This is a genomic window from Streptomyces fulvoviolaceus (assembly GCF_000718165.1).
Classification (GTDB): Bacteria; Actinomycetota; Actinomycetes; order Streptomycetales; family Streptomycetaceae; genus Streptomyces; species Streptomyces fulvoviolaceus.
The window spans coordinates 129,081-155,165 of record NZ_JOEY01000001.1 but is presented as its reverse complement, the minus strand read 5'-3'; the positions used below and the strand labels follow the sequence as shown (position 1 = coordinate 155,165).

Below are 26,085 nucleotides of genomic sequence, written 5' to 3'. Positions count from 1 at the left end.
CATGGCTACAGGCAACCCCGAGGGCAAGAAGCAGCCACCGGAGGAGCAGCGCCTGGGACCGGTCCTCCGGAGGCGCGGACAGGTGACGGCGAGCACGACGGACCAGCGGCTGCTGGATGCCGGGGGTCCCTCGGACTGGGTCCACACGGATCCCTGGCGCGTGCTCCGCATCCAGTCGGAGTTCATCGAGGGCTTCGGCACACTGGCCGAACTCCCGCCCGCGATCAGTGTGTTCGGCTCGGCGAGGACGCTGCAGGACTCGCCGGAGTACGAGGCGGGCGTGCGGTTGGGCCGAGGCCTGGTGGAGGCCGGCTTCGCCGTCATCACCGGCGGTGGCCCCGGGGCCATGGAGGCGGCCAACAAGGGCGCCTGCGAGGCGAAGGGCATCTCCGTCGGCCTCGGCATCGAGCTCCCCTTCGAGCAGGGGCTCAACCCCTACGTCGACATCGGCCTCAACTTCCGCTACTTCTTCGTCCGCAAGATGATGTTCGTGAAGTACGCGCAGGGCTTCGTGGTCCTGCCGGGCGGCCTCGGCACCCTGGACGAATTGTTCGAGGCGTTGACGCTCGTCCAGACCCAGAAGGTCACCCGCTTCCCGATCGTCCTCTTCGGCAGCGAGTACTGGGGCGGCCTGGTGGACTGGCTCAAGAACACCCTGATCGCCCAGGGCAAGGCGTCGGAGAAGGACCTGCTGCTGTTCCACGTGACGGACGACATCGACGAGGCGGTGGCGCTGGTGTCGAAGGAGGCGGGCCGCTAGCGGAGCTCATCTCTCAACGCCGGACGGGCATTTCAGCCCGTCCGGCGTTTGAGGACGAGGCCGTTCAGGCGGATCTGGGGGCGGCAGCCCCCAGGGACGGGTAGGGGCAGCGGGGACGAGGCTGCATCCATCGGCGGCTCCGCCGTCGGCCCTACGCCAGCCCCCGCCGGGCGACCGCCGGCGGACGATGCCCCGCGATCGACGACACCATGTCCAGCACCTGCCGCGTCTCCGCCACCTCGTGCACCCGGTACACCTGAGCCCCGAGCCACGCCGACACCGCAGTCGTCGCGAGCGTCCCCACCACCCGCTCCTTCACCGGCTTGTCCAACGTCTCCCCGACGAAGTCCTTGTTGGACAGCGACACCAGCACCGGCCACCCGGTGGACACCATCTCGCCCAACCGCCGAGTCGCCTCGAGACTGTGCCGCGTGTTCTTCCCGAAGTCGTGCCCGGGATCGATCATCACGGACTCCCGCGGCACCCCCAACGCCACGGCCCGCTCGGCAAGACCCAGGGTCACCCGCAGAATGTCGGCCATGACGTCGTCGTACGTCACCCGATGCGGCCGGGTACGCGGCTCCGAGCCCCCCGCATGCGTACACACCAGCCCCACCCCGTACCGCGCGGCGACCTCGGCCAGCCCCGGATCCACCCCACCCCACGCGTCGTTGAGCAGATCCGCCCCGACCTCGCACACGGCCTCCCCGACGTCTGCCCGCCAGGTGTCCACGCTGATGACGACATCGGGGAACCGCCGCCGCACCTCCGCCACGAAGCCGACCGTCCGCCGCGCCTCCTCCTCGGCGGACACCTCCTCGCCGGGCCCGGCCTTGACGCCGCCGATGTCGATGATGGCGGCGCCCTCGGCCACGGCCTGCTCCACGCGCGCGAGGGCGGGCTCGTCGCGGAACGTCGCCCCCTGGTCGTAGAAGGAGTCGGGGGTCCGGTTCACGATCGCCATGATCACCGGCTCGTGCGTGTCGAATTCACGCCTGCCCAGCCTGAGCATCCCCTGTGACCTCACTTCGTACGTCCTGATCATCGGCCGCCTGCGACCCTAACTGTCAGACTCGCATGGCACGATCGGACCCTGACACATTCGACGCCGGCGCCCAGCCGTCGGCAGGGACCATGGGGACCTCAGCGATGGTTATGTTCTTGTTCCTGGTCATCGCGCTCGCGGTCGTGGTCGCCGCGGTGACGCTCGCCGTGGTGGGCGGCGGCGAGAGCGACGGCCCGCTGCCGGAGGCCGCCCCCGAGCGGCTGCAGGACCCCCTGCCGCCGGACCGCCCGGTCCACCGCGGTGACATCGACAGCCTGCGCTTCCCGCTCGCCGCCCGCGGCTACCGCATGGCCGACGTGGACGACGCGCTCGGCCGCCTCGGCGCCGAACTCGCCGAGCGCGACGCCCGTATCGCCGACCTGGAGTCCGCGCTGGCCGGTGCGCAGGCAGCGGCCCATGTCTCCATGGAGAAGCCCGCCCAGGGCCCGGGGGAGCAGCAGTGAGCGACGGGGCCGCCCTCGCCGGTCCGGACGGCGCGCTGCGCTGCCCCTGGGCGCTGTCCACCGAGGACTACGTGGCGTACCACGACGAGGAGTGGGGCCGCCCGGTCCACGGCGACGACGCGCTCTTCGAACGCCTCAGCCTGGAGGCCTTCCAGTCCGGCCTGTCCTGGATCACCATCCTGCGCCGCCGCGAGGGCTTCCGTACGGCCTTCGCGGGCTTCAAGATCACGGACGTGGCGGCCTTCACCGACGCCGACCGCGACCGCCTGCTCGCCGACGCGGGCATCATCCGCAACCGCGCCAAGATCGACGCGACGCTCGCCAACGCACGCGTGCTGGCTGAATGGACCCCGGGTGATCTGGACGCCTTGATCTGGTCCCACGCGCCGACCCCGGGACCGGCCCCGAAGACCTTGGCAGACGTCCCGGCGGTCACGGACGACTCGACGGCCCTGTCCAAGGCGTTGAAGAAACGGGGTCTCCGCTTCGTGGGCCCGACGACGGCCTACGCCCTGATGCAGGCGTGCGGCTTGGTGGACGACCACTTGCAGACATGCGTGGCCAGGAGCGCCCCGTAAGGGGCGCGGGGCTGTATCGATTTGCGGCTCCGCCGCGTGGGCGCGACCAGCCACAGCGCACTCGCACCCCCCCCGACGGCGCTCACCGCCCCAAGTACTTCGGCTTCTCCTTGTTCACAAACGCCCGCACAGCAATCGCATGGTCCTCGGACGCCCCCGCCCGCCCCTGCAGCTCGTCCTCCTTCTCCAGCGTCTCCGCCAGAGTGTGGGACAGCCCGTAAGCGACGGACTCCTTGATCGCTCCGTAAGCCACCGTCGGCCCCTCGGCAAGAGTCCGCGCCACCTTCTCGGCCTCCGCGCGCAGCTCACCCGTGGGCACCAGCCGGTTCGCGATCCCCAGCTCATACGCGTCCTGCGCGGAGATGCTCCGAGGGAAGAGCAGCAGGTCGGCAGCCCGCCCCGGCCCGACAACCCTCGGCAGGGTCCAGGAGATCCCCGAGTCGGCCGTCAGCGCGACCCCCGCGAACGACGTGTTGAAAGCCGCCGTATCCGCCACGACCCGGTAGTCCGCGGCGAGCGCGATCCCGAACCCGGCCCCGGCCGCGACCCCGTTCACCCCGGCCACCACGGGCTTCCGCATCTCCGTCAGCGCCTTCACGACGGGGTTGTAGTGCTCCTTGACGGTGCTCATGACGACCTCGGAGCCCTCGGCCAGCAACCCGATGTGCTCCTTGAGGTCCTGCCCCACGCAGAACGCCCGCTCCCCGGCGGCGGTGAGCAGCACGGCCCGTACGGCGTCGTCCGAGGCCGCCGACTCCACGGCCTCCCGCAGAGCGACCTTCGTGGCGATGTTCAGCGCGTTCATCGCCTCGGGGCGGTTCAGCGTGATCGTCGCGAGTCCGTCGCTCACCTCGTAGAGCACGGTGTCGGCCATGGCGTATCCCCTCCGGTGTCGCGGCTCGACGTACTCGTCGGTACGTCTTCGTCTCCGAAGGACAGCATGGCGGAGATCACCGTCCGCGGACCGGACCCGACGTGTGACCTGCGTCAAAGAAAAGGGCACCGGATCCGGTCGGCGGATGTCCCCGCGGCGGCGCAGTATCGCAGTCACATCGCCGAATTGAGTGGTTTTGCTCGCGCGCGTTGCCCAAGCGATGCCGACTGATGTTGGTCATCGGGTCCTGAGATGCGGGATAATGGCTTGGAAGCAATGTGTTCGATGCCGGTGTCGCGTGTCCCACTCCAGGAATACGCGTGCCCTCCAGGGCTGTCGGCTTTGACTATGAGCTGGTTTCAGGAAGGGGAACGAGCATGGCGGCCATGAAGCCGCGGACGGGCGATGGCCCGCTCGAGGTGACAAAGGAGGGGCGGGGCATCGTCATGCGCGTTCCGCTCGAAGGCGGCGGTCGGCTCGTCGTCGAGCTGACCCCTGACGAGGCCGACGCGCTCGGCGACGCCCTCAAGAAGGTCGTCGGCTGACGCGGAAGCGACCATACCCTTTCAGCTTTTCGGCTGCCCCGGCATCGCACATGGTGCCGGGGCAGTTGCTTGTCCGGTGGGTCGGTGACACGGATCAGGCACGGGCGGCGGTACGAGGATCACGTACGGCCTATTCGCAGGTCACCGCTTGACCGCGCACAGCAGCCCGTCACCCACCGGGAGCAGTGACGGCACCAGTTCCTGGGTCTCGCGCACCGCGCGCAGCAGCTCGCGCAGCCGCAGGACCTCCGTGGGCTGCGGCCCCGAGTCCACCGTCCGGCCGTTCGCGAAGACGCCCTCGAAGACGACGAGCCCGCCGGGACGCAGCAGGCGCAACGATTCAGCGAAGTAGTCCATGACCTCCTGCCGGTCGCCGTCGCAGAAGACGAGGTCGTAGCCGGCGTCCGCGAGGCGGGGCAGGACGTCCAGGGCGCGGCCCGGGATGAAACGGGCCCGGTTGCTGGCGAAGCCGGAGGCGCGGAAGGCCTGGCGGGCGAACTGCTGGTGCTCGGGCTCGGGGTCGACGGTGGTCAGGACGCCGTCCGGGCGCATGCCGTGCAGCAGATGGATGCCCGACACGCCGGTCCCGGTGCCGATCTCCGCGACCGCCTTCGCGTCCACGGTGGCGGCGAGCAACCGCAGCGCCGCGCCCGTGCCGGGCGACACCGAGCGCAGGCCCGCCTCACGGGCCCGGTCGCGAGCCCAGCGCAGCACTTCGTCCTCGGCGACGTAGGCGTCGGCGAACGCCCAGCTCGTCTGCCGGTTGCCGGTAATGACCCTCTCCTGTCCCCGTGGTTGCCTGGGCGTGACTGTATCCGTTGGTGCCGGGAACCTGCTGATGGGACCGGGCGTTTAGAGGGGTGGGAGACGGACTGGGGGGACACAGTTGGATCACGATGACGGGCAGGAGCTCGAGCAACTGCTGACGCAGCGGTCCGAGCGGTATCAGCCCAGATCAATTTCTCGTAAAACCGCTTATCCGGAGCTAACGGGCGAGGTGGCTATGGTAGGGGCTCCACTGGACACCACCAGAGCCGACAGGGGAGGTGCGGCCGTACCTGTGGATCGGGGAGGAGTGCTTCGGCGCTTTCTCGGATCGGCGGGCAGGCCGAAATCCGTGAACAACACCGCTGCTGACCACCGCCACGCCGGCGACTACGCCCAGACCGCGACTTTTTCCAGCGACGCGGACGGGCAGGCGTGGACTCCGCCCACCTGGGAGGAGATCGTCAGCACCCACAGCGGCCGGGTCTACCGGCTGGCCTACCGCCTCACCGGCAATCAGCACGACGCCGAGGACCTCACTCAGGAGGTCTTCGTCCGCGTCTTCCGCTCGCTGTCCACGTACACACCGGGGACCTTCGAGGGCTGGCTGCACCGCATCACCACCAACCTCTTCCTGGACATGGTCCGGCGCAAGCAGCGCATCCGCTTCGACGCCCTCGGCGAGGACGCGGCCGAGCGCCTGCCCAGCCGCGAGCCGTCACCGCAGCAGGTCTTCAACGACGCGCACTTCGACGCCGACGTCCAGCAGGCCCTCGACACGCTCGCGCCCGAGTTCCGCGCCGCGGTCGTCCTGTGCGACATCGAAGGACTGTCGTACGAGGAGATCGCCGCGACCCTGGGCGTCAAGCTCGGCACGGTCCGCTCGCGGATCCACCGCGGCCGCTCCCAGCTGCGCAAGGCCCTCGCGCACCGTTCGCCCGAGGCCCGCGCCGAGCGCCGCTCCTTCATGCCGCGTGTGCCCGCTCTGGGGGGAGGGGGCGCGACCGCGTGAGTGGATCTCGGCCCAAACCCGGCGAGGGACACCTCGCGGAGCAGCATCTGGGAGATCGACTCGCCGCCCTGGTGGACGGTGAGCTCGGTCATGAGTCGCGGGACCGCGTCCTCGCGCATCTGGCCACCTGCGCCAAGTGCAAGGCCGAGGCCGACGCACAGCGCCGACTGAAGAACGTCTTCGCGGAGGCCGCACCGCCCCCGCCCTCCGAGAGCTTCCTCGCCCGCCTCCAGGGCCTTCCCGGGGGAGGTGACTCCGACGACGGCGACGGCTCGCCGTTCGGCGGGGGAGGCTTCGCCGGACTCTCCGGACGGCCCGGGGCCGCCGGGGTCTTCGGAACGAAGCGTGGCGAGCGGTTCGAGTTCGGCTATGTACCCGCCGCCGCGCACGCCTCCGTGCTGCCGTCCGCACCGGACCGCGGCTTCCGCATCCACGACGTCAGCCGTCACGAGGCCGAGCGGTCGGCCTCGCGCGGCATGCGCTTCGCGTTCGTCGCCGCCGGGGCGGTGTCGCTGGCCGCGATCGCGCTGGGCGGCGTCACTACGGGTGCGCCAACTGACACCGCGGACTCGCGCGCTTCCGGTACCGGGGCCGGCAGCAATGTGACCCCGGCGCGCAGCCAGGGCACGGGATCCGCGACGGCGCCCGAAGGCCAGCGGCGCCGCGGTGTCGGCCCGCTGCTCGCGCAGGAGCAGGGCCAGCGGATGCTCGGCGACTCCCCGGTCACCCCGACCCAGGTGTCCGCACCGCTGCTGCCCGGAGTGCCGGCCCCTGCCACGGGCCAGGTCCAGGACGCGGTCGTCCACACCCTCACGGCCCCCGTGATGGCCGGTGCCGCCGCGATGTCCCCCTTGATACGTCCGCTCAGCGCGACCCCGCCGCTCACCCTGACCTCCTGGTCCACGAACCCGGAGCTCACCACCCCCGACCTCCTCGCCACACGCGTACCCGACGCGACCTCCGCCCCTTCTGCCACCCCTCGCTGACCGGCCTCTGCGCGGCGGCGCGCGAACCTGGTTGAATCCACAGGGGAGTCGACGACCCGCGGCCACTGCCGATGAGCCGTGCCGCGGTCAGCTGTGGGGAGAGCATGGACGAGGGGAAGCCCACGAAGGCGAAGTGGTGGAGCCGACCTCGGCCGCAGGACCCTTCGGGGCCGGCGGAGGGGGACACACCGTCGCCCGAGGAGACGACCGGGGCGCAGCAGGCGCCGATCCCGACCGCGGACGCGGTGACACAAGCCCGCGCTGCCGACGGCGACTTCGAACTGAGGCCTCCGCAGGACCTGACCGGCACGGACGGCGACTTCGAGCTCAGGGCTCCGCAGACGGCGGCCGACGCGAACGGCGACTTCGAGCTGCAACGGCCCGTGCCGGCGACCGTTCCGCCGACGGAAGACGCCTCGGTGACCGCGCCCGCCGCCGAGCCCGCCGAGAACCTCGCCCCGGAGAGCCCCGCCGAGCCCCCTGCCGCCCATCCCGAGCCCCTGGACGACCCCAACCCCCACAGCACCCCGCCGTACGGCGTGCCGGGCCCCTGGGCCCCCGCTCCGCCCATCCAGCACCCGGCGACCACCCCCGCGCACGGCACGGCGATACCGGCGCCGCCCGAGACGCCCGCGCCGCCCGTGTCGTACGAGGCACCGGTCCCGCCGTCGGCCGCAGGCGTGCCCGCCCCCACCCCCTGGCAGAACTACGACCCCTGGGCCCCCGTCAACGGCCCCCTCCAGCAGAACGGCGCGGCGGTCGCGACCACGGACCAGCGGCGCAAGCGGCTCAGGAGGACCCTGGCCGGTGCGGCCGTACTGCTCGCTGTCGTCGCCGGAGGCGTCGGCGGGGTCGTGGGGGCCTATCTGGAGCGCAACGGCGGGGTAGAGCACGTGGAGCTGCCGCAGGCCGGGGCCGAGCCCGCAGGGCGGGCCCCGGACAGCGTGGCCGGGATCGCCGCGAAGGCCCTGCCCAGCGTGGTGACCCTGCATGTGAGCGGCGCCGAGGAGTCCGGCACCGGAACCGGCTTCGTGCTCGACGACCGCGGCCACATCCTCACCAACAACCACGTCGTGGAGCCCGCCGGTGAGGACGGCGAGATCTCCCTGACCTTCCACAGCGGGGACACGGCGAAAGCCACCGTGGTCGGGCGCGACAGCGGCTACGACCTCGCCGTCGTCAAGGTCAGCGGCGTCAGCGGCCTGCAGCCCCTGACCCTCGGCAACTCCGACAACGTCCAGGTCGGCGACCCCGTCGTCGCCATCGGTGCCCCCTACGACCTGGAGGGCACCGTCACCTCCGGCATCATCAGCGCCAAGGAACGGCCCATCACGGCTGGCGGCGACAGCGCCGACGGGAGCGACGTGTCGTATGTGGACGCCCTGCAGACCGACGCGCCCATCAACCCCGGCAACTCCGGCGGACCGCTCCTCGACGCCAAGGCCCATGTCATCGGCATCAACTCCGCCATCCGCTCCGCCGACAGCGACAGTGTCGACGGCAGTCAGTCCGGCTCCATAGGGCTCGGCTTCGCCATCCCCGTCAACCAGGCGAAGCGCGTCGCGGAGGAACTGATCAACACCGGCAGGGCGACCCACCCGGTCATCGGCGTCACCCTCGACATGGAGTACACGGGCGACGGCGCCCGTGTCGGAACCAAGCGCAGCGACGGCGGCGCCGGGGTCACCGAGGGCGGCCCCGGCGACCAGGCGGGCATCAAGCCGGGCGACGTCATCACCGAGGTCGACGGCCAGCGCGTCCACTCGGGCGACGAGCTCATCGTCAAGACCCGCGCGCACCGCCCCGGCGACCGCCTCGAGCTCACCGTGGAGCGCGCCGGCAAGGAGATGACCATCTCCCTGGTGCTCGGCTCCTCGGACGGCGATTAAGAGCGGTTAAGAGAACCGATTGACAGAAACCTCACAGGCGGGCCCGCAAACCCCGTCCCACGAGGCAAACAACGCGGAAAACAGCCCACCCGCCCGGAGTCGGAGCCCACGGGACAGTACCGGTCGTACGGGATCGGCAGGTACCGTGGACCCGGCCCGGACCACGGAAGACCCACGCAGACCACCGAGGGCCGAGGACCGAGGACATCGCAAGGAGCTTCAGGTGTTCAATGACATAGGACCGCTCGAGCTGGTGACGCTCGTTGTCCTCGCCGTGCTCGTCTTCGGCCCGGACAAGCTCCCGAAGATGATCCAGGACGTCACGCGGACGATCCGCAAGATCCGGGAGTTCTCGGAGAGCGCCAAGCAGGACATCCGCAGCGAACTGGGCCCGGAGTTCAAGGACTTCGAGTTCGAGGACCTGAACCCCAAGGCCTTCATCCGCAAGCAGATGGACAACGACGAGCTGGGTCTCAAGGAGATCCGCAACGGCTTCGACCTGAAGAAGGAGATGGCCGAGGTCACCGACGCCGTCCACGGTCGTGAGTCGGAGTCCTCGTCGTCTTCGTCGCCCTCTTCGTCGGGCGGCCGGATCGACATGACCAAGAAGCCCGAGGACGACGGCAAGGACGACCGCCCGATCTTCGACGCGGACGCCACCTGACCGACGTCACCGCACTCTGGAGCCGCACGTCAGCGACGTGCGGCTCTGTCGTGCGTGATGTGTTTCATACCCCGCAGCCACTTCGTACGGCCTGAACCCGTCCTCCGGGCGACCCACGCGCCGGTCGGTTTCGCTGCTGGTCCCGGTGGGGTGGCTATGCTGCCGAGTTGTTGTCAGGACCGTACGAGTACGCCCGAAGGGGGGCGGGCCGTCCGGTCCGACGAGATCGAGGAGGCGTCCGGGCACATGGAGACGACGAGTCGGGCAGTCGCGCAGGCGCCGGCCGCGGAGGGTGGACAACAGGTCCCCTCCGCCCGGCGCACGGTCGACGGCTACCTGCTGGCGCCCTTCCCGTGGTACGGCCTCGATGAGGCCTTCACGGGGGCGCGCTGGCTGATGCAGGTGGGTACGGCGGCCGACGGGGCCGTCGAACACGGGTCGATCGGGCACGGCGACGAGCCCTCCGTGAAGAACGAGTACGCAGTCGGGGCCGCCGCGGGCGAGCCCAAGGAGAAGTTCGCGGTCGTCGTCACCGTGGCCGCGAATCCGTCCCGGCGCAGCGCCGACGGTACGGGGCTGCTCGAGGCCACGTCGGTCTCCTCGGCGGCGTGGCTGGCCGGTGTGGGGCTGCTGTCCTTCACCTGGCCCGGTCAGATGGACCACACCCTGCGGGACGACTGGCTGGAACAGCAGACCGAGACCGCATGGGCTCTGGCCGACGACCTGGAAGGGGCGGACTGGTCGACGCTGTCCCTGCCCGTCGACGGCGTCCCGACGCCCTTCCACTACCGGGAGTCCGAGTTCGGCTGGGTACTGGCCGGCTCGACCCAGGAGGGGGTGCACGTGGGGGCGTACGGGAGAGGCATGAGCGCGTACGGCCTGGGCTTCGCGATGATCAAGGACATCAGCGTGTACGGATAGCGCGCTGCGGTGGGTGGGGAACTGCGGGCCGTATGTGGCTGGTCGCGCAGTTCCCCACGCCCCTGGGGTTACCTAGAACTTGTTCCTGGGAGTGATCCCGAGCGACAGTCCCGAAAGACCCCGCTGCCGTCCCCCGAGCTTCCCCGCGATCGCGCGCAGGGCCGCGCCCGCCGGGGAGTCCGGGTCGGTCAGGACCACCGGCCTGCCGTCGTCGCCGCCCTCGCGGAGGCGGACGTCGATGGGGATGGAGCCGAGGACGGGGACCGTGGCGCCGGTCGTGCGGGTGAGGCCGTCCGCGACGCTCTGACCGCCGCCGGTGCCGAAGACGTCGACCATCTCGTCGCAGTGGGGGCACGGGAGGCCGGACATGTTCTCGACCACACCGACGATCTTCTGGTGGGTCTGGACGGCGATGGAACCCGCCCGCTCGGCCACCTCCGCCGCCGCCTGCTGAGGCGTCGTCACGACCAGGATCTCGGCGTTCGGGACCAGCTGGGCCACCGAGATGGCGATGTCGCCGGTGCCCGGCGGGAGGTCGAGGAGCAGCACGTCCAGGTCGCCCCAGTACACGTCCGCCAGGAACTGCTGCAGCGCGCGGTGGAGCATCGGACCGCGCCAGACGACCGGGGCGTTGCCCGGGGTGAACATGCCGATCGAGATGACCTTCACGCCGTGCGCCGACGGCGGCATGATCATGTTCTCGACCTGGGTCGGACGGCCTTCGGCGCCCAGCATGCGCGGCACGGAGTGGCCGTAGATGTCGGCGTCGACGACGCCCACCTTCAGGCCGTCCGCGGCCATCGCGGCCGCCAGGTTCACCGTGACCGAGGACTTGCCGACGCCGCCCTTGCCGGAGGCGACCGCGTACACGCGCGTGAGCGAGCCCGGTTTCGCGAAGGGCACCTCGCGCTCGGCCGTCCCGCCGCGCAGCGCGGTCGCCAGTTCCTTGCGCTGCTCGTCGCTCATCACGTCGAGCTCGACATCGACGCGGGTGACGCCCTCGACGCGCGAGACCGCCTCGGTCACCCGCTGCGTGATCGTCTCGCGCATGGGGCAGCCGGAGACCGTCAGGTACACGGCGACCGCGACCGCTCCGTCCGCACCGATCTCCACCGATTTGACCATCCCCAGTTCGGTGATGGGTCGGTTGATCTCGGGGTCGTTCACCGTCGCCAGTGCTTCACGCACAGCGTCTTCGCTAGCCATAAGGACGATGGTACGGCGCCGCACCGGGGGCCCGGGATGCCCGTCACCGGTCGTCTACGTCACGTCGGGCCGACCGTTCTGCCGGGAATACGACATGCCCGTCCTGCCGCCCCTCCAGCTCCTTCACGATGTCCTGCAGTTCGGAGCGGATCCAGTCACGGGTCGCGACCTCGCCGAGGCCGATCCTGAGCGAGGCGATCTCGCGGGTCAGGTACTCGGTGTCCGCGATCGACCGCTCGTTCTGCTTGCGGTCCTGTTCGAGGTTGACCTTGTCGCGGTCGTCCTGCCGGTTCTGTGCGAGCAGGATCAGCGGGGCGGCGTAGGAGGCCTGGAGGGACAGCATCAGCGTCAGGAAGATGAACGGGTAGTTGTCGAAGCGCAGGTCGCTCGGCGCGAAGATGTTCCACAGCACCCACGCGATGATGACGATCGTCATCCAGACGATGAACCGTCCGGTGCCGAGGAACCGCGCGATGCGCTCCGAGAGCCGTCCGAAGGCCTCCGGGTCCCACTCGGGCAGCAGCCTGCGGCGGGGCGGGCGCGGCTGGTCGAGCCGGGCCCGGGGGCGTGTGGCGGCCGTGGCGCCGGCGGGGCTGCGCTCGCGGGTGCTCTCGCGCTCAGGAGCCATGCGGAGCCACCCCCTCGACCTCGTCCCCGTCCAGGTGGAACTCCGTCTCCCGCCAGTCCTCGGGCAGCATGTGGTCCAGGACGTCGTCCACGGTCACCGCGCCGAGGAGCGACCCGGAGTCGTCCACGACGGGCGCCGCGACCATGTCGTACGTCGCGAAGAACCCGGCGACCAGCGGCAGCGCCGCGTCCGGGTCGAGGGGTTGCAGGTCGTCGTCGAGGATCGCGCTGACCAGGGTGTACGGCGGGTCGCGCAGCAGCCGCTGGAAGTGGACCGTGCCGAGGTACTTGCCGGTCGGCGTCTCGTCGGGCGGGCGGCAGACGTAGACCTGGGCGGCGAGGGCGGGGGAGAGGTCGGGGTTGCGCACGCGCGCGAGGGCGTCGGCGACGGTCGCGTCCGGCCGCAGGACGATCGGCTCGGTCGTCATCAGGCCGCCCGCGGTGCGCTCCTCGTACGACATCAGGCGCCGCATGTCGGCCGCGTCGGCGGGCTCCATCAGGCTCAGGAGCCGCTCCTGGTCCTCCTCGGGGAGCTCGGAGAGCAGGTCGGCGGCGTCGTCCGGGTCCATGGCCTCCAGGACGTCGGCGGCACGCTCCTCCTTGAGCTTGCCGAGGATCTCGATCTGGTCGTCCTCGGGGAGCTCTTCCAGTACGTCGGCGAGGCGGTCGTCGTCGAGGGCGGCGGCGACCTCGGCACGCCGCTTGGGGGAGAGGTGGTGCAGGACGTTGGCGAGGTCGGCGGGGCGCAGCTGCTCGAAGGTGGCAAGGAGGCTCTCGGCGCCCTGTCCGTGCTCCTCCAGGGAGAAGCCGGTGACGGCGGACCACTCGACGGTCAGCGTCTCGCCCTTGGCCCGCCGGAAGGCGCCGCCGCTCTTCCCCTTCCGTACGAAGACGCGGTCGATCTCCCAGTCCCGGCGGGCCGGGAGCTGCTGCACCGACAAATCGAGGACGGCGACTTCCTCGCCGGTCTCGACGAGGGTGACGCGCCGGTCGAGCAGCTCACCGAAGACGAGCCGCTCGGTGGGCCGCTGCTCGAAGCGGCGGACGTTGAGCACGCCGGTGGTGATGACCTGGCCGGACTCGATGCCGGTCACCCGGGTCATGGGCAGGAAGATGAGGCGGCGCGTGGAGAGTTCGACGACCAGCCCGAGCACGCGCGGGGGCCGTCGCCCGACGCGCAGCATGACGACCAGATCGCGTACGCGCCCCACCTGGTCGCCGTTCGGATCGAAGACGGCGATGCCGGAGAGGTGCGAGACGAAGATCCGGGGGGCGCCGGCTGCCATGGCTGCGCCTCCTTCTTTCCTACGGGTCTTTCGAGTGTTTCCTGAGAGCTTCTTTTCCGAATTGCCCGCTCGGGTGGGCTTCAGGCTAGCCCGTCCCGATCGGATACGCCCTGGTGAGCGGTCCGGACGGACTGGCTCCGCTCAGCGCGTACGACCCCGGTACCCTGCCGTACACCTCTCACGCCCCGCGACCGAAAGGCAGCCCCACCTGTGACTGCGATTCCCCAGGGCCGTACCCGCAGGGCCGGTCTGGTGAGCGCCATGTGCGCTCTGGTCGTGACGGGAACGGGACTGACGGGATGCAGTGACGACCCCGACGCCGGCACCAACGGGGTCGGCAAACTGCCGGCCGACCAGATCCAGTCCAGGACCCGCAAGGCCGCCGAGTCCGCCGACGCGGTACGTCTCTCCGGGAACGTGGTGACCAACGGGCGCACGTACAGACTCGACATGCGTCTCAAGTCCGACGGCGGCACCGGGTCGGTCACCGCGGAGGGGGCGACCTTCGAACTGCTGCGGATCGACAAGCAGCTGTTCCTCATGGCCGACGCGGACTTCTGGACCGATGCGGACGGCAAGGGCGACGGCTCGGACGCGGCGGCCGGGGACAAGCTGGAGGGCAAGTACGTGAAGGTGCCGCAGGGGGACCCCTCGTACAAGAAGTTCAGCGGTTTCACGGACATGGACGTCCTCCTCGACGGTCTGCTGACTCTCCACGGCACGCTGGGGACGGACGGCCACCACGAGCAGGCGGGCACCCCCACCATCCGCATCACCGGCGACGACGGCGACGGCGGCACGCTGGACGTCTCCCTGAAGGGCAAGGCGTACCCGCTCCGCCTGGTCCGGGCCGGCGGCGCGGGCACCCTGACCTTCTCGTCCTGGGGCCAGGACTTCGCCCTGAACGAACCGAAGCAGAGTGAGACGGTGGACTACGGCAAGGCGCTGCCGGCGTCCTGACGTCCCAGGAGCCAGCCGGTCAGCCCCGCTTGCGCTTCTTGAACAGCAGCCGCGGAAGTCCCGCGGGGATCGGCTGACGGGTCGTCGCCGGCGTCGGCAGCGGCGCCTCGGCCAGGTCGCCGTCGGGCAGGGCTGCGCTCGTCCCAGTCGGCTCCAGCCGCAACACCCGGCACTCCCGCGCCCAACGGCCCGTCATCGCCTCGCCGTCGGGCGCGTTCAGCCGCTTGCCCTTGAGCTCGCCGACCGCCGCCTCCCAGGCCTCGGACTCCGGCGCCAGCTCGACGACCTTCGCGGTCCACGCGACCAGCCGACCGCCCTTGTCCTTGCTGCGGACGGTCACCTCGGCCTCGGCCCCGTCGGTCAGCCCCGGCAGCGGCTGCTCCCCGGGCCCGTCGCCGACCATGCATGCCGCACCCTCGTGCCACACATGCCACAGGGCACGGGCCGGGGCGCCGGGCCCCTGGACCCAGACGAGGCCGGACTTCTTCGTGGCCTCCTCGACGAGGGCCCGGTCGAGCAGCTCACTTGTCATGCGCCCAGCCTATCCACGCACGCTCACAGCCAGCCGTTGCGCTTCAGTGTGCGGTGGATCCCGAGGCAGATCACGCCGGTGATCATCATGATGACCGGGTAGCCGAACTTCCAGTGCGTCTCGGGCATGTAGTCGAAGTTCATGCCGTACACGCCACACACCATCGTCGGTACGGCGATGATCGCGGCCCAGGACGTGATCTTCCGCATGTCCTCGTTCTGGGCGACGGACGCCTGCGCGAGGTTGGCCTGGAGGATCGAGTTGAGCAGCTCGTCGAAGCCGATGACCTGTTCCTGGACCCGAGCGAGGTGGTCGGCGACGTCCCGGAAGTACTTCTGGATGTCGGGGTCGATCAGCCGCATCGGCCGCTCGCTCAGCAGCTGCATGGGACGCAGCAGCGGCGACACGGCCCGCTTGAACTCCAGCACCTCGCGCTTGAGTTGGTAGATCCGCCCGGCGTCCGTACCGCGCGGCGAGCCCTTGCGGCCCGGCGAGAAGACCTCGGTCTCCACCTCGTCGATGTCGTCCTGCACGGCGTCGGCGACCGCGACGTAGCCGTCGACGACGTGGTCGGCGATCGCGTGCAGCACCGCCGAGGGCCCCCTGGCGAGCAGCTCGGGGTCGTCCTGCAGCCGGTGTCGCAGCGCCCGCAGCGAGCCCTGCCCGCCGTGCCGGACGGTGATGAAGAAGTCCCGTCCGGTGAAGCACATGACCTCGCCGGTCTCGACGATCTCGCTGTTGGCGGTGAGCCGGTCGTGCTCGATGTAGTGGATGGTCTTGAAGACGGTGAACAGGGAGTCGTCGTAGCGCTCCAGCTTGGGCCGCTGGTGGGCCTGCACCGCGTCCTCGACAGCCAGCGGGTGCAGCCCGAACTCGCTTGCGATACCGGAGAATTCGGCCTCGGTCGGCTCGTGCAGACCGATCCACACGAATCCCCCGTCGCGCCGCACCTGGCGCATCGCCTCGTGCGGGGTCAGCGCCTTCGGAGTCTCCACGCGGGCACCGTCGCGGTAGACGGCGCAGTCGACGACGGCGGAGGGCGTCGAGGGGTCGCGCGTCGTGTCGTACGCGCCGGTGTCCTTGCGCAGGGAGATGCGCGACGGGCGGACTGCGGCACGCAGGTCACGGATCATCGACATGGCAGGCTCCTTCGTGGCAGGCAACGAAAGGGCGCCGGCGGCGGGTGGAACTACCCGGAATGGGGACGTCCTGACTGCGGGTGTTTGGCACGTCCACAAAGCGGGGAGCACCGCACCGTCGCGGTGGCGAGTTTCGCTACTGATTCAGCTACTGCTTCAGATCAGACAGATCAGGCAAGACGAAACGAAGTGCTCTTCCGCACGAAGACGCGAGATGTGAGAGGCGGCGGTCAGCCGGGAGTCACAGCAGCTGCATCAGCAGCCGGAAGAGCGAGTGGTACTGCACGGTCGACTTCGATCCATGACAGCCCCACCTCCTCCGGCCGGTCCCTCGTAAGGGACGATCCATTCCCGTAAGGGAGTCTCATTCGGCGTCGGGACTCGATTCGCGACGCTTCTGCGTGCTGCCCCGAACGACCGGGCAAGACTATCAGCCGACTGAACTGTCAAGGCGCTGCTTTGCCCGGTACTGACGAGTTCTATGCTCGCGGCATGGCTGATGTTCTTCCTCTGGTCGAGGCCCGGTTGCGCACCGCGCTGGGCGTGCCGGACGCGCGCGCCGCGGTCACCTTCCTCGGTACGGACCGCATCGAAGTGCTGCGTTTTCAGGAGGGGGACATCGTCCGTTACGCCACGCTCGGCATGTCCGCCCAGCCGATGGGCGACCCGACCTCGATGCTCGCCGACCCGGTCAAGGGGCCCCGCGCCGAGCTGGTCCTTTCTGTCAGGAGTGGCCTCGCCGATACCGACAAGGTCCTCCGCCCGCTCGCCGTCCTGGGCGCGTCCCCGCAGGTCGAGGGCGTGATCGTGGCCCCCGGTGCCTCCCTCGACGTCGGTGAACCGCTGTGGCCCGGCGCCCCGTTCACCTCGGTCCTGGTCGCCGAACCGGGCGGCCTGGTCGAGGACCTGGAGCTCGACGAGCCCCTCGACCCGGTCCAGTTCCTGCCGTTGCTCCCCATGACCCCGAACGAGGCCGCCTGGAAGCGCGTGCACGGCGCCCAGGCCCTGCAGGAGCGCTGGCTGACGAACGGGACGGACCTCCGGGATCCCTCCCGGAAATCCGTCCCACTCGAGTGACTGATCTCACCAACCGGTGGCCGGAAAGCGCTAGTTGGCGGAGACGGTGACGCTGTCCTCGGTCGCGTTCCGCGGCTCCGGCTCCTCCGCGATGGGGGTCCCCCCGCTCGAGCGAGTTCGAGAGTGGGGGAGGGTGAGCGACTTCCGTCGTACGACGACCACGACCGCGCCCAGTACGGCGGTGACCGCCGCGACCACGAACGGGATGTGGATGTCGGTCCACTCCTCGATCTTCGGCGCGAAGAAGGGCGCGGCGGCCGCCGCGAACCAGCGCACGAAGTTGTAGCCCGCGCTCGCCACCGGGCGCGGCGCGTCGGACACGCCGAGGGCCAGCTCTGTATAGACGGTGTTGTTCACGCCGATGAAGGCACCGGACAGGATCGTGCAGACGATGGCGGCGGTGTGGTTGCCGTAGCCGAGGACGAGCACGTCCACCGCGAGCAGCACCAGTGAGCCGCCGAGCACCTTCAGCGAGCCGAACCGCTCCTGCATCCGCGGCGCCACGACCACCGAGAAGACGGCGAGCAGGACGCCCCAGGCGAAGAAGACGGCGCCCGACTTGTACGGGGTCATGTTCAGCACGAACGGCGTGAAGGCCAGCACGGTGAAGAACGTGTAGTTGTAGAAGAACGCCGAGACGGCCGCCGAGGCGAGGCCGCCGTGGCCGAGCGCCTTGATGGGGTCGAGCAGCGAGGTCTTGCGGGCCGGCCTCGGCTGTTCCTTCAGGAACGCAGTGATGCACAGGAAGCCGACCGCCATCAGGAACGCGGTGCCGAAGAACGGGTAGCGCCAGCTGGCGTCGCCGAGCAGTGCGCCCAGCAGGGGCCCGCACGCCATGCCCAGGCCGAGGGCGGACTCGTACAGCAGGATCGCCGCGGCGCTGCCGCCGGCCGCCGCGCCGACGATGACCGCGAGGGCCGTCGAGACGAACAGTGCGTTGCCGAGGCCCCAGCCGGCCCGGAAGCCGACCAGCTCCGCGACCGAGTTCGAGGTGCCCGCGAGGCCCGCGAAGACCACGACGAGGGCGAGGCCGAGCAGCAGGGTCTTCTTGCCGCCGATGCGACTGGAGACGAAGCCGGTGACCAGCATCGCGATCGCGGTGATGAGGAAGTACGAGGTGAAGAGCAGGGAGACCTGGCTGGCCGTGGCGTCGAGGCCCTGGGCGATGGACGGCAGGATCGGGTCGACGAGTCCGATGCCCATGAAGGCGACGACGGACGCGCCGGCGGTCGCCCAGACCGCCTTGGGCTGGCGCAGGAGGCTACCGGCTCCCGCATCGAATGGGTCGTCCATGCTTTCCTCCCCTGAGGAGATAGTTGGTATATGCACATAGTAAGTTAGCGTGGCTAATTAATGCAAGCTGCATGCAGTTTTGGGGTTCCGGCCGGACGGGTGATCGTCCTTGACGTGGGGGAGCAGGGGTAGGACCGTGGGGCCCTATGAGGGGCGAACCCAGTTGCCCGAAGTGTGGTGGCCGGGTCAGGGCTCCCGGACTCTTCGCCGACACCTGGCAGTGCGATGTCCACGGCAGCGTGCATCCACTGCAGCCGGTGATCCCGCCCAGCGTCGAGGCCCTCGGCGTCGTGGTGCACCGCACGCAGGTACCGGTGTGGATGCCGTGGCCGCTGCCGGTCGGCTGGCTGTTCACGGGCGTGCTCAGTGCCGGCGACGACCGCAGCGGCGGCCGTGCGACCGCGGTGGCCTGCTCGGGACCGGGCCCGCTGGGCGGCATAGGAGAGCTGATCCTCGTCGCCGAGGAACTCGGCGTCGGCCTCGGCGCGCGGTACGCGGGCGTCGACGGCCCGGACCCGGGGCCGTACCTGAACGTCGAGAAACCGCCCCAGGCCAAGGTCCTCGCCGCGGGTCGGCCCACGCCGTTGTGGCATGTCGCGGGGGCGCCGGACGACCGGGCCGTTTTCGCGGGCGAGGCGCTTGGGTTGTGGCTGTGGGCCGTCGTGTGGCCCGAGCAGTCGGGGCTGCTGATGTACGACGAGCTGGTGCTGACGGATCTGCGGGACGCGGGGGCCGAGGTGGAGCTGGTGCCGTGCGGGGCGTTGTCGCCGCGCTTGCTCAAGCCGTAGCGCCTATTGGCGGTGCGTGTGTCCGTCTGTGGGCGGGTGCGGGCTCGTTGTGGCTGGACGCACCCACGCGGCGGTAGCCGCAAATTCAACACGGTCCTGCGCCCCTGGGTGGGTGTTCGTAGGGGGCGTTCAGCCGTTGCGGGTGTGACAGGGGAGCTGGAAAATCCGGTTATCCTTGAGCGTCCGCTTCTGTCCCGTCGCCCTGTGGAGTCCGCCGTGCGCATCGACCTGCACTGCCACTCCACCGCTTCCGACGGTACGGACACGCCCGCCGAGCTGGTCCGCAACGCGGGCGCCGCCGGGCTGGATGTCGTCGCGCTCACCGATCACGACACCACCCGTGGGTACACCGAGGCGATCGCCGCGCTGCCCGAGGGACTCACGCTGGTCACCGGGGCCGAGCTGTCCTGTCGTATCGACGGCGTGTCCATGCACATGCTGGCCTACCTCTTCGACCCCGAGGAGCCGGCGCTGCTGGCCGAGCGCGAGCTGGTGCGGGACGACCGGGTGCCGCGGGCGCGCGGGATGGTCGCGAAGCTTCAGGAGCTGGGTGTGCCGGTCACCTGGGAGCAGGTGGCGCGGATCGCCGGTGACGGGTCCGTCGGGCGGCCGCATGTCGCCACCGCGCTCGTCGAGCTCGGCGTCGTGCCGACCGTGAGCGACGCCTTCACCCAGGACTGGCTGGCCGACGGTGGCCGGGCCTTCGTGGAGAAGCACGAGACCGACCCCTTCGAGGCGATCCGTCTGGTCAAGGCGGCGGGCGGCGTCACCGTGTTCGCGCATCCGGCCGCGAGCAAGCGGGGGCGGACCGTGCCCGAGTCCGCGATCGCGGAGATGGCGGCGGCCGGCCTCGACGGCATCGAGGTCGACCACATGGACCACGACGCCGACACGCGCGTACGGCTGCGAGGGCTCGCGAAGGAACTGGGTCTGCTGACGACCGGGTCCAGCGACTACCACGGCAGCCGGAAGACGGTCACCCTCGGCGAGTACACGACGGACCCCGAGGTGTACGGGGAGATCACGCGGCGGGCCACCGGGGCGTTCCCGGTGCCGGGGACCGGCGGAGCCTGAGCCGCACCTCGGCACGCCCGCTCACCCCTCTTACTGCAAGGCCTCTTCCGTCATGTTCGACGTCGCCGTCTTCGGCTCGCTCTTCCTCACCCTCTTCGTCATCATGGATCCCCCCGGGATCACCCCGATCTTCCTCGCGCTGACCGCCGGCCGGCCCGCCAAGGTGCAGCGGCGGATGGCCTTCCAGGCCGTCTGTGTGGCGGGCGGTGTCATCACCGTCTTCGGGCTGCTGGGCCACCAGATCCTCGACTACCTGCACGTCTCCGTGCCCGCGCTGATGATCGCGGGCGGACTGCTGCTCCTGCTGATCGCGCTGGACCTGCTCACCGGCAAGACGGACGAGCCGAAGCAGACCAAGGACGTCAACGTCGCGCTCGTACCGCTGGGCATGCCGCTGCTGGCGGGCCCGGGTGCGATCGTGTCGGTCATCCTCGCCGTGCAGAAGGCCGACGGCGTCGCCTCGCAGGTGTCGGTGTGGACGGCGATCCTCGCCATCCATGTCGTGCTGTGGGTCGTGATGCGGTATTCGCTGCTGATCATCCGGGTCATCAAGGACGGCGGCGTGGTCCTGGTGACCCGGCTCGCGGGCATGATGCTCTCCGCGATCGCCGTGCAGCAGATCATCAACGGGGTCACGCAGGTGATCCAGGCGAGCTGACCCCGTGGACAGTGGCCATGCGCAGAGCCCCCGTCCGGCGTCGGTGCCGGGCGGGGGCTCTGAAGCTTCTGCGGTGATCCGCGGCTGTTACGAGGCCGAGGTGTCGGCCGGACGGATCCACAGCCGCTGCCCGATGGCGGCGGCCTGCTGAACGATCCGGTTGACGGAGGCGGCGTCCACGACGGTGCTGTCCACGGGGGTACCGTCGACGTCGTCGAGTCGCATGATTTCGAAGCGCATGGCTTCTCCCTTCGTCTGGTCATCCTCCTGAGGAGAATTTCTGTGTACGTAGGTAGTCAACGGGATGCGTGTTACAAACATTCCCTACGCTAAAGAAATTTTTCGAACGGCTAACTACTGATCGGTAAGCGACTGTTCGGGACCGGTTGTGTTCGCAGCGTGACCGCCGGGACAATGGAGGCAATGAACGACGACCTCGCGGCCCTCAACGCCCGCATCGACCGCACCAACGAGCTGCTCCAGCGCATGCTCGCCGAGGTGGCGAAGACGCCCTCGACCCATGCGATCTTCGTCGACGCGGGATATCTGTACGCGGCCGCCGGGCGCCTCGTCGCCGGCACGGAGGACCGCCGCGCCTTCGATCTGGACACCGAGGGCCTGATCGAGGCGCTCATCGACCGGGCCCGCACGATCTTCGCGGACAGCCGGCTGCTGCGGGTCTACTGGTACGACGGCGCCAGACGCCGCATCCACACGGCGGAGCAGCAGTCGATCGCCGAACTCCCGGACGTGAAGGTCCGGTTGGGCAACCTCAACGCCAACAACCAGCAGAAGGGCGTCGATTCACTGATCCGGAGCGATCTGGAGTCCCTCGCCCGCCATCGCGCCATCAGCGACGCGGCGCTCCTCGGCGGCGACGAGGACCTGGTCTCGGCGGTCGAGGCGGCCCAGGGGTACGGCGCTCGCGTCCACCTGTGGGGCATCGAGGCGCCGGAGGGCCGTAACCAGGCCGAGCCACTGCTCTGGGAGGTCGACAGCCAGCGCACCCTCGACCTGGACTTCTTCAAACCGTACGTGTCCCGGCGCGCGGCCCACGCCTACGAGGCGACGGCGGTCCGTCCGGCGCGGGAGGACGTCCGCTTCGTGGGCGCGCAGATCGCGGCGAAGTGGCTGGCGGCGCGAGGGCGGGAGTCACTGGTGGAGCTGCTGCCGGGCCACCCCTACCTCCCGGGCTCGGTGGACCAGGACCTGCTGGTGGAGGCGGAGGGTCTGCTGCAGTACTCGCTGCGCGGGCAGGCGGATCTGCGGCGGGCACTGCGGGACGGGTTCTGGGGGCACTTGCAGGCGCAGTACTAGGGGCCAGGGCCTGTCCGGCGGATCAGGCCGGCGGCAAGAAGCGGCGCCCGGGGCGACCCGAGCGGGGTCTGGTGCGTGCAGCCGCAAGGCGGAGGAGACGTTGACGTCAGCCGCTGCCGCGGCGGGCGACGCGATGGGGTCCCCACGCCCTTGTGTGCCAGGGCCCGCGACACCGGCATGATCCGCCGGACCGGCCCTATGCGCCGGTGCTGTCCCAGAAGCCGGCGAGGGCGCGGGCCGTGGGGAGGGGCTGGTCGGCGTTGGGGGAGTGTTCGGCTCCGGGGATCACCGTCCGGCGCGCTTTCAGCCGTACGGCCATGTCGTCGAGGAGTGTCACGGGCCAGGTGTCGTCGCGGGTGCCCGACAGGACGTGGAACGGCAGTGGGACGGCGGCGAGTTCGGTGACGCGGTCCGGCTCCGTGCACAACTGACGTGCCGTGGCGAAGAGTTGGGCCGGTTTGTGGCCCAGCCAGCGGGTGCGCAGCTGGTTGATGTCGCCGATGCCGCGGGCGGGGCCGCCGACCTTCTCCGGCGGTCCCATCGCCAGGATGGCCTCCCACACCTCGGCCGCCGTCATCACGCGGAGCGCGTCCGTCAGCAGCTTCACGCGCTGCTGCTGGGAGTCGGAGATCTGCGCCGGGCCGGATGCGACGAGGGTGAGGGAACGGAACGGGGAGTCGTCGAGCAGTGCGGCGGCGCGGCAGATCTGGCCGCCGAGGGAGTGCCCCACCAGGTGTACCGGGCCGGCGTCGAGGGCTGCGGCCTGTGCGAGTACGTCCCGCGCCAACTCGCCCTGCGCATAGGCGGATTCGTCGCCCTCGGGCCCGTCCGACTCGAACTGCCCCCGCCCGTCCACGGCGACGGCACGGTACCCGCGCGCCGCGAGCGGCTCGTGCAGCAGCGTGAAGTCCTCCTTGCTCCCCGTGAACCCGGGCAGCAGCAGCGCCACGCCCTTCGGCTCGACACCGACGGCCGCGGGGGAGTCGACGACGGCGAACTCACCGCGCGCGGTACGGAGGAGGTGGGCGCGGGCGCCGGGGGGTGGCGTGAAGGTGGCTTGGCTGGTCACGGGGGGAGGCTATCGGGTGAGGGTTACCGGGGCACGAACGTCCGGCGGGGCGGGGAAACCGTCCGGGAACGCCGACGGCCCGGCCCCACACGAGGTGGGCCGGGCCGTCGGCGTACGGGAGATCAGCTCTCCGAGGGCTTCGCTGCCGCCGCCTTACGGGTCCGGCGCCGCGGTGCGGCCTCCGGCTCCTGGTCGGCCTGGGCCGGGATGTCGGCGGCCTCGGCCGTCTTCTTCACCGCGGTCTTGCGGGTGCGGCGCGGCTTGGCCTCGGCGGCTTCCGCCGTCTCCGCCACCACGGCGGGCTCGGCGACCTTGCGGGTCCGGCGACGCGGCTTGGCCTCCGTGGCCTCGGCGGTGTCGACGGCAGTTTCGGCCGGAGCGGCGGCCGCGGTCTTGCGGGTGCGGCGCGGCTTGGCCGCCGTACCCTCCGCGGTGTCCACGGCGGCCTCGGCCGCGACGGCAGCCGCGGTCTTCCGGGTACGACGCGGCTTGGCGGCCTCCGGCTCCTGGTCGGCCTGGGCCGGGATGTCGGCGGTCACGGCGGGCTCGGCGACCTTGCGCGTACGGCGACGCGGCTTGGCCTCCACGCCCTCGGCGGTGTCGACGGCGGCCTCGGCCGCAGCGGCGGCCGCGGTCTTGCGGGTGCGACGCGGCTTGGCCTCAGCGGCTTCTGCCGTATCGACGGCAGCCTCCGCGGCGACCGGGGCCTCCGCGGCGACCGTGGCCTTGCGGGTCCGGCGACGCGGCTTGGCCTCCGCAGCCTCGGCGGTGTCGACGGCGGCTTCGGCGGCCGGAGCGGCAGCCGCGGCCTTGCGGGTACGACGGGGCTTGGCGGCCGGAGCCTCGGGCGCCTCCGGAGCGGTCTCGACGACCGTCACCGGCGCGGCCACGGACTCCGTGACCTCTGTGGTCTCCGCGGTCTTGCGGGTACGGCGGCGACGCGGCTTCTCCGGGGTCTCCGCGGCGTCGAGGGACGTACCCTCCGAAGTCGCCACGGCGGCCTCGGCGGCCTCCGTCACCACCGGCTCGGTCGAGACCGGTGCCGTGGCCGGCACCGACTCGGAAGCTGCGGAGCGGGTGCGGCGACGGCGGCGCGGGGTGCGGGTCGCGGTGGCGTCCTCCGCCGCGGTGGTCTCCTCCGGTGCGACCGCCTCGGTGGTGGTCGTCGCGTCCAGCGGGGTTCCGTTGCGGGTACGACGGCGGCGGCGCGGCGTACGGTCCGCGCGCTCGCCGTCGGCGGGACGGGACTCGTCCCTGCCGCCGCGACCGTCCCTGCCACCACGACTGTCGCGGCCACCACGACTGCCCCGGTCGCTGCGGTCGCCGCGACCGCGTGCATTGCGGCCGCCCGGCTCGCCCAGGTCCTCGAGCTCCTCCGCCTCCAGCCCGGCGCGGGTGCGCTCCGAGCGGGGCAGGACACCCTTGGTGCCCGCGGGGATGTTCAACTCCTCGTAGAAGTGCGGGGAGGTGGAGTACGTCTCCGGCGGGTCGTTGAAGTTGAGCTCCAGCGCCTTGTTGATGAGCTGCCAGCGCGGGATGTCGTCCCAGTCGACGAGCGTGATCGCGATGCCCTTGGCACCCGCGCGGCCGGTACGGCCGATGCGGTGCAGGTACGTCTTCTCCTCTTCGGGAGACTGGTAGTTGATGACGTGGGTCACGCCCTCGACGTCGATGCCACGGGCAGCGACGTCGGTGCAGACGAGGACGTCCACCTTGCCGTTGCGGAAGGCGCGCAGCGCCTGCTCGCGGGCGCCCTGGCCGAGGTCGCCGTGGACCGCGCCGGAGGCGAAGCCGCGCTGCTTGAGCTGGTCGGCGAGGTCGGCCGCGGTGCGCTTGGTACGGCAGAAGACCATCGCCAGACCGCGGCCGTCGGCCTGGAGGATGCGCGAGACCATCTCGGGCTTGTCCATGTTGTGCGCGCGGTAGACGAACTGCGCGGTGTTCGCGACCGTGGTGCCCGAGTCGTCCGGCGCCGTGGCGCGGATGTGCGTGGGCTGCGACATGTAGCGGCGCGCGAGGCCGATGACCGCGCCCGGCATGGTCGCCGAGAACAGCATGGTCTGGCGCTTGGCCGGCAGCAGGTTGATGATCTTCTCGACGTCGGGCAGGAAGCCCAGGTCGAGCATCTCGTCGGCCTCGTCGAGGACGAGCGCCCTGATGTGCTTGAGGTCGAGCTTCTTCTGGCCCGCGAGGTCCAGCAGTCGGCCCGGGGTGCCGACGACGACGTCGATGCCCTTCTTGAGGGCCTCGACCTGCGGCTCGTAGGCCCGGCCGCCGTAGATGGCGAGAACGCGTACGTTACGGACCTTGCCCGCGGTGAGCAGGTCGTTGGTGACCTGCTGACACAGCTCACGCGTCGGGACGACGACGAGCGCCTGCGGGGCGTCGGTGAGCGCCTCGGGCTTCGCGCGGCCGGCCTCGACGTCGGCGGGGACGGTGACGCGCTCGAGGATCGGAAGGCCGAAGCCCAGCGTCTTGCCGGTGCCGGTCTTGGCCTGGCCGATGACGTCCGTGCCGGAAAGGGCGACGGGGAGCGTCATCTCCTGGATGGGGAAC

General features: G+C 70.6%; 27 protein-coding genes. 15 read left to right on the top strand and 12 right to left on the bottom strand.

Annotated elements, in window-relative coordinates; translation table 11 throughout:
- Window position 1 precedes the first annotated feature (1 nt).
- Window positions 2–760: an LOG family protein gene (locus IG08_RS0100765; protein WP_030594709.1), complete on the top strand. Its 759-nt coding sequence runs from the start codon at window positions 2–4 to the stop codon at window positions 758–760.
- A gap of 151 nt (window positions 761–911) precedes the next feature.
- On the opposite strand, the gene folP is transcribed toward IG08_RS0100765, so the two are convergent.
- Window positions 912–1,772, bottom strand: a complete 861-nt coding sequence (gene folP / locus IG08_RS0100760) for a dihydropteroate synthase (protein ID WP_030594706.1) — start codon at window positions 1,770–1,772, stop codon at window positions 912–914.
- A gap of 143 nt (window positions 1,773–1,915) precedes the next feature.
- On the opposite strand from folP, the gene IG08_RS0100755 reads away from it, so the two are divergent.
- Together IG08_RS0100755 and IG08_RS0100750 are read left to right on the top strand one after the other, a co-directional pair.
- Window positions 1,916–2,269 (top strand): DivIVA domain-containing protein, encoded by a 354-nt coding sequence (locus IG08_RS0100755; RefSeq protein WP_030594704.1) that lies wholly within the window; start codon window positions 1,916–1,918, stop codon window positions 2,267–2,269.
- Window positions 2,266–2,847, top strand: coding sequence for a DNA-3-methyladenine glycosylase I (locus IG08_RS0100750; protein ID WP_030594701.1), 582 nt, complete (start codon window positions 2,266–2,268; stop codon window positions 2,845–2,847). The genes IG08_RS0100755 and IG08_RS0100750 overlap by 4 nt, the downstream gene beginning before the upstream one ends.
- 82 nt (window positions 2,848–2,929) lie before the next feature.
- On the opposite strand, the gene chcB is transcribed toward IG08_RS0100750, so the two are convergent.
- On the bottom strand, window positions 2,930–3,721 hold the full coding sequence (gene chcB / locus IG08_RS0100745) for a 2-cyclohexenylcarbonyl CoA isomerase (RefSeq protein WP_030594691.1): 792 nt from the start codon (window positions 3,719–3,721) through the stop codon (window positions 2,930–2,932).
- A 377-nt stretch (window positions 3,722–4,098) separates the two neighbouring features.
- Between chcB and IG08_RS56570 the strand changes: the two genes are divergently transcribed.
- Window positions 4,099–4,266 (top strand): DUF3117 domain-containing protein, encoded by a 168-nt coding sequence (locus tag IG08_RS56570; protein WP_003966491.1) that lies wholly within the window; start codon window positions 4,099–4,101, stop codon window positions 4,264–4,266.
- A 141-nt stretch (window positions 4,267–4,407) separates the two neighbouring features.
- Here IG08_RS56570 and IG08_RS0100735 read toward each other — a convergent pair whose 3' ends face one another.
- The gene (locus IG08_RS0100735) at window positions 4,408–5,040 is read right to left on the bottom strand and encodes an O-methyltransferase (protein ID WP_078655375.1); all 633 of its coding nucleotides are present in this window, start codon (window positions 5,038–5,040) and stop codon (window positions 4,408–4,410) included.
- Between the two features lie 229 nt (window positions 5,041–5,269).
- Between IG08_RS0100735 and sigE the strand changes: the two genes are divergently transcribed.
- From sigE to IG08_RS0100710, 5 genes are all read left to right on the top strand, one after another.
- Window positions 5,270–6,043 (top strand): RNA polymerase sigma factor SigE, encoded by a 774-nt coding sequence (gene sigE / locus IG08_RS0100730; protein ID WP_234342771.1) that lies wholly within the window; start codon window positions 5,270–5,272, stop codon window positions 6,041–6,043.
- Complete coding sequence (locus tag IG08_RS0100725; RefSeq protein ID WP_030594682.1) at window positions 6,040–7,029, top strand: anti-sigma factor family protein; 990 nt, start codon at window positions 6,040–6,042, stop codon at window positions 7,027–7,029. The genes sigE and IG08_RS0100725 overlap by 4 nt, the downstream gene beginning before the upstream one ends.
- 104 nt (window positions 7,030–7,133) lie before the next feature.
- A complete protein-coding gene (locus IG08_RS0100720; protein WP_030594680.1) occupies window positions 7,134–8,918 on the top strand; it encodes a S1C family serine protease in 1,785 nt (594 codons plus the stop codon).
- Between the two features lie 223 nt (window positions 8,919–9,141).
- The gene (locus tag IG08_RS0100715) at window positions 9,142–9,582 is read left to right on the top strand and encodes a sec-independent translocase (RefSeq protein WP_030594677.1); all 441 of its coding nucleotides are present in this window, start codon (window positions 9,142–9,144) and stop codon (window positions 9,580–9,582) included.
- A gap of 246 nt (window positions 9,583–9,828) precedes the next feature.
- Window positions 9,829–10,503, top strand: a complete 675-nt coding sequence (locus IG08_RS0100710) for a hypothetical protein (protein WP_030594676.1) — start codon at window positions 9,829–9,831, stop codon at window positions 10,501–10,503.
- Between the two features lie 72 nt (window positions 10,504–10,575).
- Here the strand turns inward: IG08_RS0100710 and IG08_RS0100705 are convergent, their stop codons facing one another.
- The 3 genes from IG08_RS0100705 to IG08_RS0100695 are packed head-to-tail and all read right to left on the bottom strand — an operon-like array spanning window position 10,576 to window position 13,622.
- The gene (locus tag IG08_RS0100705) at window positions 10,576–11,709 is read right to left on the bottom strand and encodes an Mrp/NBP35 family ATP-binding protein (protein WP_030594673.1); all 1,134 of its coding nucleotides are present in this window, start codon (window positions 11,707–11,709) and stop codon (window positions 10,576–10,578) included.
- Window positions 11,710–11,752: 43 nt separating this feature from the next.
- The gene (locus IG08_RS0100700) at window positions 11,753–12,337 is read right to left on the bottom strand and encodes a DUF1003 domain-containing protein (RefSeq protein WP_030594668.1); all 585 of its coding nucleotides are present in this window, start codon (window positions 12,335–12,337) and stop codon (window positions 11,753–11,755) included.
- Window positions 12,327–13,622: a magnesium transporter MgtE N-terminal domain-containing protein gene (locus IG08_RS0100695; RefSeq protein WP_030594665.1), complete on the bottom strand. Its 1,296-nt coding sequence runs from the start codon at window positions 13,620–13,622 to the stop codon at window positions 12,327–12,329. Before IG08_RS0100695 ends, IG08_RS0100700 begins: the two co-directional genes overlap by 11 nt.
- Before the next feature lie 210 nt (window positions 13,623–13,832).
- Between IG08_RS0100695 and IG08_RS0100690 the strand changes: the two genes are divergently transcribed.
- A complete protein-coding gene (locus IG08_RS0100690; protein WP_030594662.1) occupies window positions 13,833–14,582 on the top strand; it encodes a hypothetical protein in 750 nt (249 codons plus the stop codon).
- Between the two features lie 19 nt (window positions 14,583–14,601).
- Here the strand turns inward: IG08_RS0100690 and IG08_RS0100685 are convergent, their stop codons facing one another.
- Both IG08_RS0100685 and IG08_RS0100680 read right to left on the bottom strand, forming a co-directional pair.
- On the bottom strand, window positions 14,602–15,114 hold the full coding sequence (locus tag IG08_RS0100685) for a hypothetical protein (protein ID WP_030594659.1): 513 nt from the start codon (window positions 15,112–15,114) through the stop codon (window positions 14,602–14,604).
- A gap of 23 nt (window positions 15,115–15,137) precedes the next feature.
- A complete protein-coding gene (locus IG08_RS0100680; RefSeq protein WP_030594656.1) occupies window positions 15,138–16,253 on the bottom strand; it encodes a magnesium and cobalt transport protein CorA in 1,116 nt (371 codons plus the stop codon).
- Between the two features lie 492 nt (window positions 16,254–16,745).
- Here IG08_RS0100680 and IG08_RS0100675 point away from each other — a divergent pair, with 492 nt between their 5' ends.
- Window positions 16,746–17,330, top strand: coding sequence for a suppressor of fused domain protein (locus tag IG08_RS0100675; protein ID WP_030594651.1), 585 nt, complete (start codon window positions 16,746–16,748; stop codon window positions 17,328–17,330).
- Between the two features lie 30 nt (window positions 17,331–17,360).
- Here the strand turns inward: IG08_RS0100675 and IG08_RS0100670 are convergent, their stop codons facing one another.
- Window positions 17,361–18,623, bottom strand: coding sequence for an MFS transporter (locus tag IG08_RS0100670; protein WP_030594637.1), 1,263 nt, complete (start codon window positions 18,621–18,623; stop codon window positions 17,361–17,363).
- A 146-nt stretch (window positions 18,624–18,769) separates the two neighbouring features.
- Here IG08_RS0100670 and IG08_RS0100665 point away from each other — a divergent pair, with 146 nt between their 5' ends.
- The 3 genes from IG08_RS0100665 (at window position 18,770) to IG08_RS0100655 (ending at window position 21,143) form a co-directional block, all read left to right on the top strand.
- The gene (locus tag IG08_RS0100665) at window positions 18,770–19,411 is read left to right on the top strand and encodes a DUF6758 family protein (protein WP_030594634.1); all 642 of its coding nucleotides are present in this window, start codon (window positions 18,770–18,772) and stop codon (window positions 19,409–19,411) included.
- A 216-nt stretch (window positions 19,412–19,627) separates the two neighbouring features.
- On the top strand, window positions 19,628–20,485 hold the full coding sequence (locus tag IG08_RS0100660; protein WP_030594632.1) for a PHP domain-containing protein: 858 nt from the start codon (window positions 19,628–19,630) through the stop codon (window positions 20,483–20,485).
- 52 nt (window positions 20,486–20,537) lie between these two features.
- Window positions 20,538–21,143: a MarC family protein gene (locus tag IG08_RS0100655; RefSeq protein ID WP_030594630.1), complete on the top strand. Its 606-nt coding sequence runs from the start codon at window positions 20,538–20,540 to the stop codon at window positions 21,141–21,143.
- Between the two features lie 87 nt (window positions 21,144–21,230).
- Here the strand turns inward: IG08_RS0100655 and IG08_RS58715 are convergent, their stop codons facing one another.
- Window positions 21,231–21,383, bottom strand: a complete 153-nt coding sequence (locus IG08_RS58715; protein WP_007384531.1) for a hypothetical protein — start codon at window positions 21,381–21,383, stop codon at window positions 21,231–21,233.
- A 183-nt stretch (window positions 21,384–21,566) separates the two neighbouring features.
- Here IG08_RS58715 and IG08_RS0100645 point away from each other — a divergent pair, with 183 nt between their 5' ends.
- A complete protein-coding gene (locus IG08_RS0100645; RefSeq protein ID WP_030594628.1) occupies window positions 21,567–22,460 on the top strand; it encodes an NYN domain-containing protein in 894 nt (297 codons plus the stop codon).
- 196 nt (window positions 22,461–22,656) lie between these two features.
- Here IG08_RS0100645 and IG08_RS0100640 read toward each other — a convergent pair whose 3' ends face one another.
- Window positions 22,657–23,529 carry an alpha/beta fold hydrolase gene (locus IG08_RS0100640; protein ID WP_030594625.1) on the bottom strand — a complete coding sequence of 291 codons (873 nt, stop codon included), beginning with the start codon at window positions 23,527–23,529 and terminating at the stop codon, window positions 22,657–22,659.
- Window positions 23,530–23,651: 122 nt separating this feature from the next.
- A complete protein-coding gene (locus tag IG08_RS0100635) occupies window positions 23,652–26,069 on the bottom strand; it encodes a DEAD/DEAH box helicase (protein WP_030594623.1) in 2,418 nt (805 codons plus the stop codon).
- Between the last annotated feature and the right edge of the window lie 16 nt (window positions 26,070–26,085).

What these genes read in the sequence shown, in the direction of transcription:
- IG08_RS58715 (WP_007384531.1), bottom strand. Translation starts at nt 21,383, where the DNA reads ATGCGCTTCGAAATCATGCGACTCGACGACGTCGACGGTACCCCCGTG.
- IG08_RS0100710 (WP_030594676.1), top strand. Translation starts at nt 9,829, where the DNA reads ATGGAGACGACGAGTCGGGCAGTCGCGCAGGCGCCGGCCGCGGAGGGT.
- IG08_RS0100635 (WP_030594623.1), bottom strand. Translation starts at nt 26,069, where the DNA reads ATGACGCTCCCCGTCGCCCTTTCCGGCACGGACGTCATCGGCCAGGCC.
- IG08_RS0100645 (WP_030594628.1), top strand. Translation starts at nt 21,567, where the DNA reads ATGAACGACGACCTCGCGGCCCTCAACGCCCGCATCGACCGCACCAAC.
- IG08_RS0100670 (WP_030594637.1), bottom strand. Translation starts at nt 18,623, where the DNA reads ATGGACGACCCATTCGATGCGGGAGCCGGTAGCCTCCTGCGCCAGCCC.
- IG08_RS0100765 (WP_030594709.1), top strand. Translation starts at nt 2, where the DNA reads ATGGCTACAGGCAACCCCGAGGGCAAGAAGCAGCCACCGGAGGAGCAG.
- IG08_RS0100695 (WP_030594665.1), bottom strand. Translation starts at nt 13,622, where the DNA reads ATGGCAGCCGGCGCCCCCCGGATCTTCGTCTCGCACCTCTCCGGCATC.
- IG08_RS0100685 (WP_030594659.1), bottom strand. Translation starts at nt 15,114, where the DNA reads ATGACAAGTGAGCTGCTCGACCGGGCCCTCGTCGAGGAGGCCACGAAG.
- IG08_RS0100705 (WP_030594673.1), bottom strand. Translation starts at nt 11,709, where the DNA reads ATGGCTAGCGAAGACGCTGTGCGTGAAGCACTGGCGACGGTGAACGAC.
- IG08_RS0100680 (WP_030594656.1), bottom strand. Translation starts at nt 16,253, where the DNA reads ATGTCGATGATCCGTGACCTGCGTGCCGCAGTCCGCCCGTCGCGCATC.
- IG08_RS56570 (WP_003966491.1), top strand. Translation starts at nt 4,099, where the DNA reads ATGGCGGCCATGAAGCCGCGGACGGGCGATGGCCCGCTCGAGGTGACA.
- IG08_RS0100700 (WP_030594668.1), bottom strand. Translation starts at nt 12,337, where the DNA reads ATGGCTCCTGAGCGCGAGAGCACCCGCGAGCGCAGCCCCGCCGGCGCC.
- IG08_RS0100720 (WP_030594680.1), top strand. Translation starts at nt 7,134, where the DNA reads ATGGACGAGGGGAAGCCCACGAAGGCGAAGTGGTGGAGCCGACCTCGG.
- IG08_RS0100755 (WP_030594704.1), top strand. Translation starts at nt 1,916, where the DNA reads ATGTTCTTGTTCCTGGTCATCGCGCTCGCGGTCGTGGTCGCCGCGGTG.
- chcB (WP_030594691.1), bottom strand. Translation starts at nt 3,721, where the DNA reads ATGGCCGACACCGTGCTCTACGAGGTGAGCGACGGACTCGCGACGATC.
- folP (WP_030594706.1), bottom strand. Translation starts at nt 1,772, where the DNA reads ATGCTCAGGCTGGGCAGGCGTGAATTCGACACGCACGAGCCGGTGATC.
- IG08_RS0100655 (WP_030594630.1), top strand. Translation starts at nt 20,538, where the DNA reads ATGTTCGACGTCGCCGTCTTCGGCTCGCTCTTCCTCACCCTCTTCGTC.
- sigE (WP_234342771.1), top strand. Translation starts at nt 5,270, where the DNA reads ATGGTAGGGGCTCCACTGGACACCACCAGAGCCGACAGGGGAGGTGCG.
- IG08_RS0100675 (WP_030594651.1), top strand. Translation starts at nt 16,746, where the DNA reads ATGGCTGATGTTCTTCCTCTGGTCGAGGCCCGGTTGCGCACCGCGCTG.
- IG08_RS0100665 (WP_030594634.1), top strand. Translation starts at nt 18,770, where the DNA reads ATGAGGGGCGAACCCAGTTGCCCGAAGTGTGGTGGCCGGGTCAGGGCT.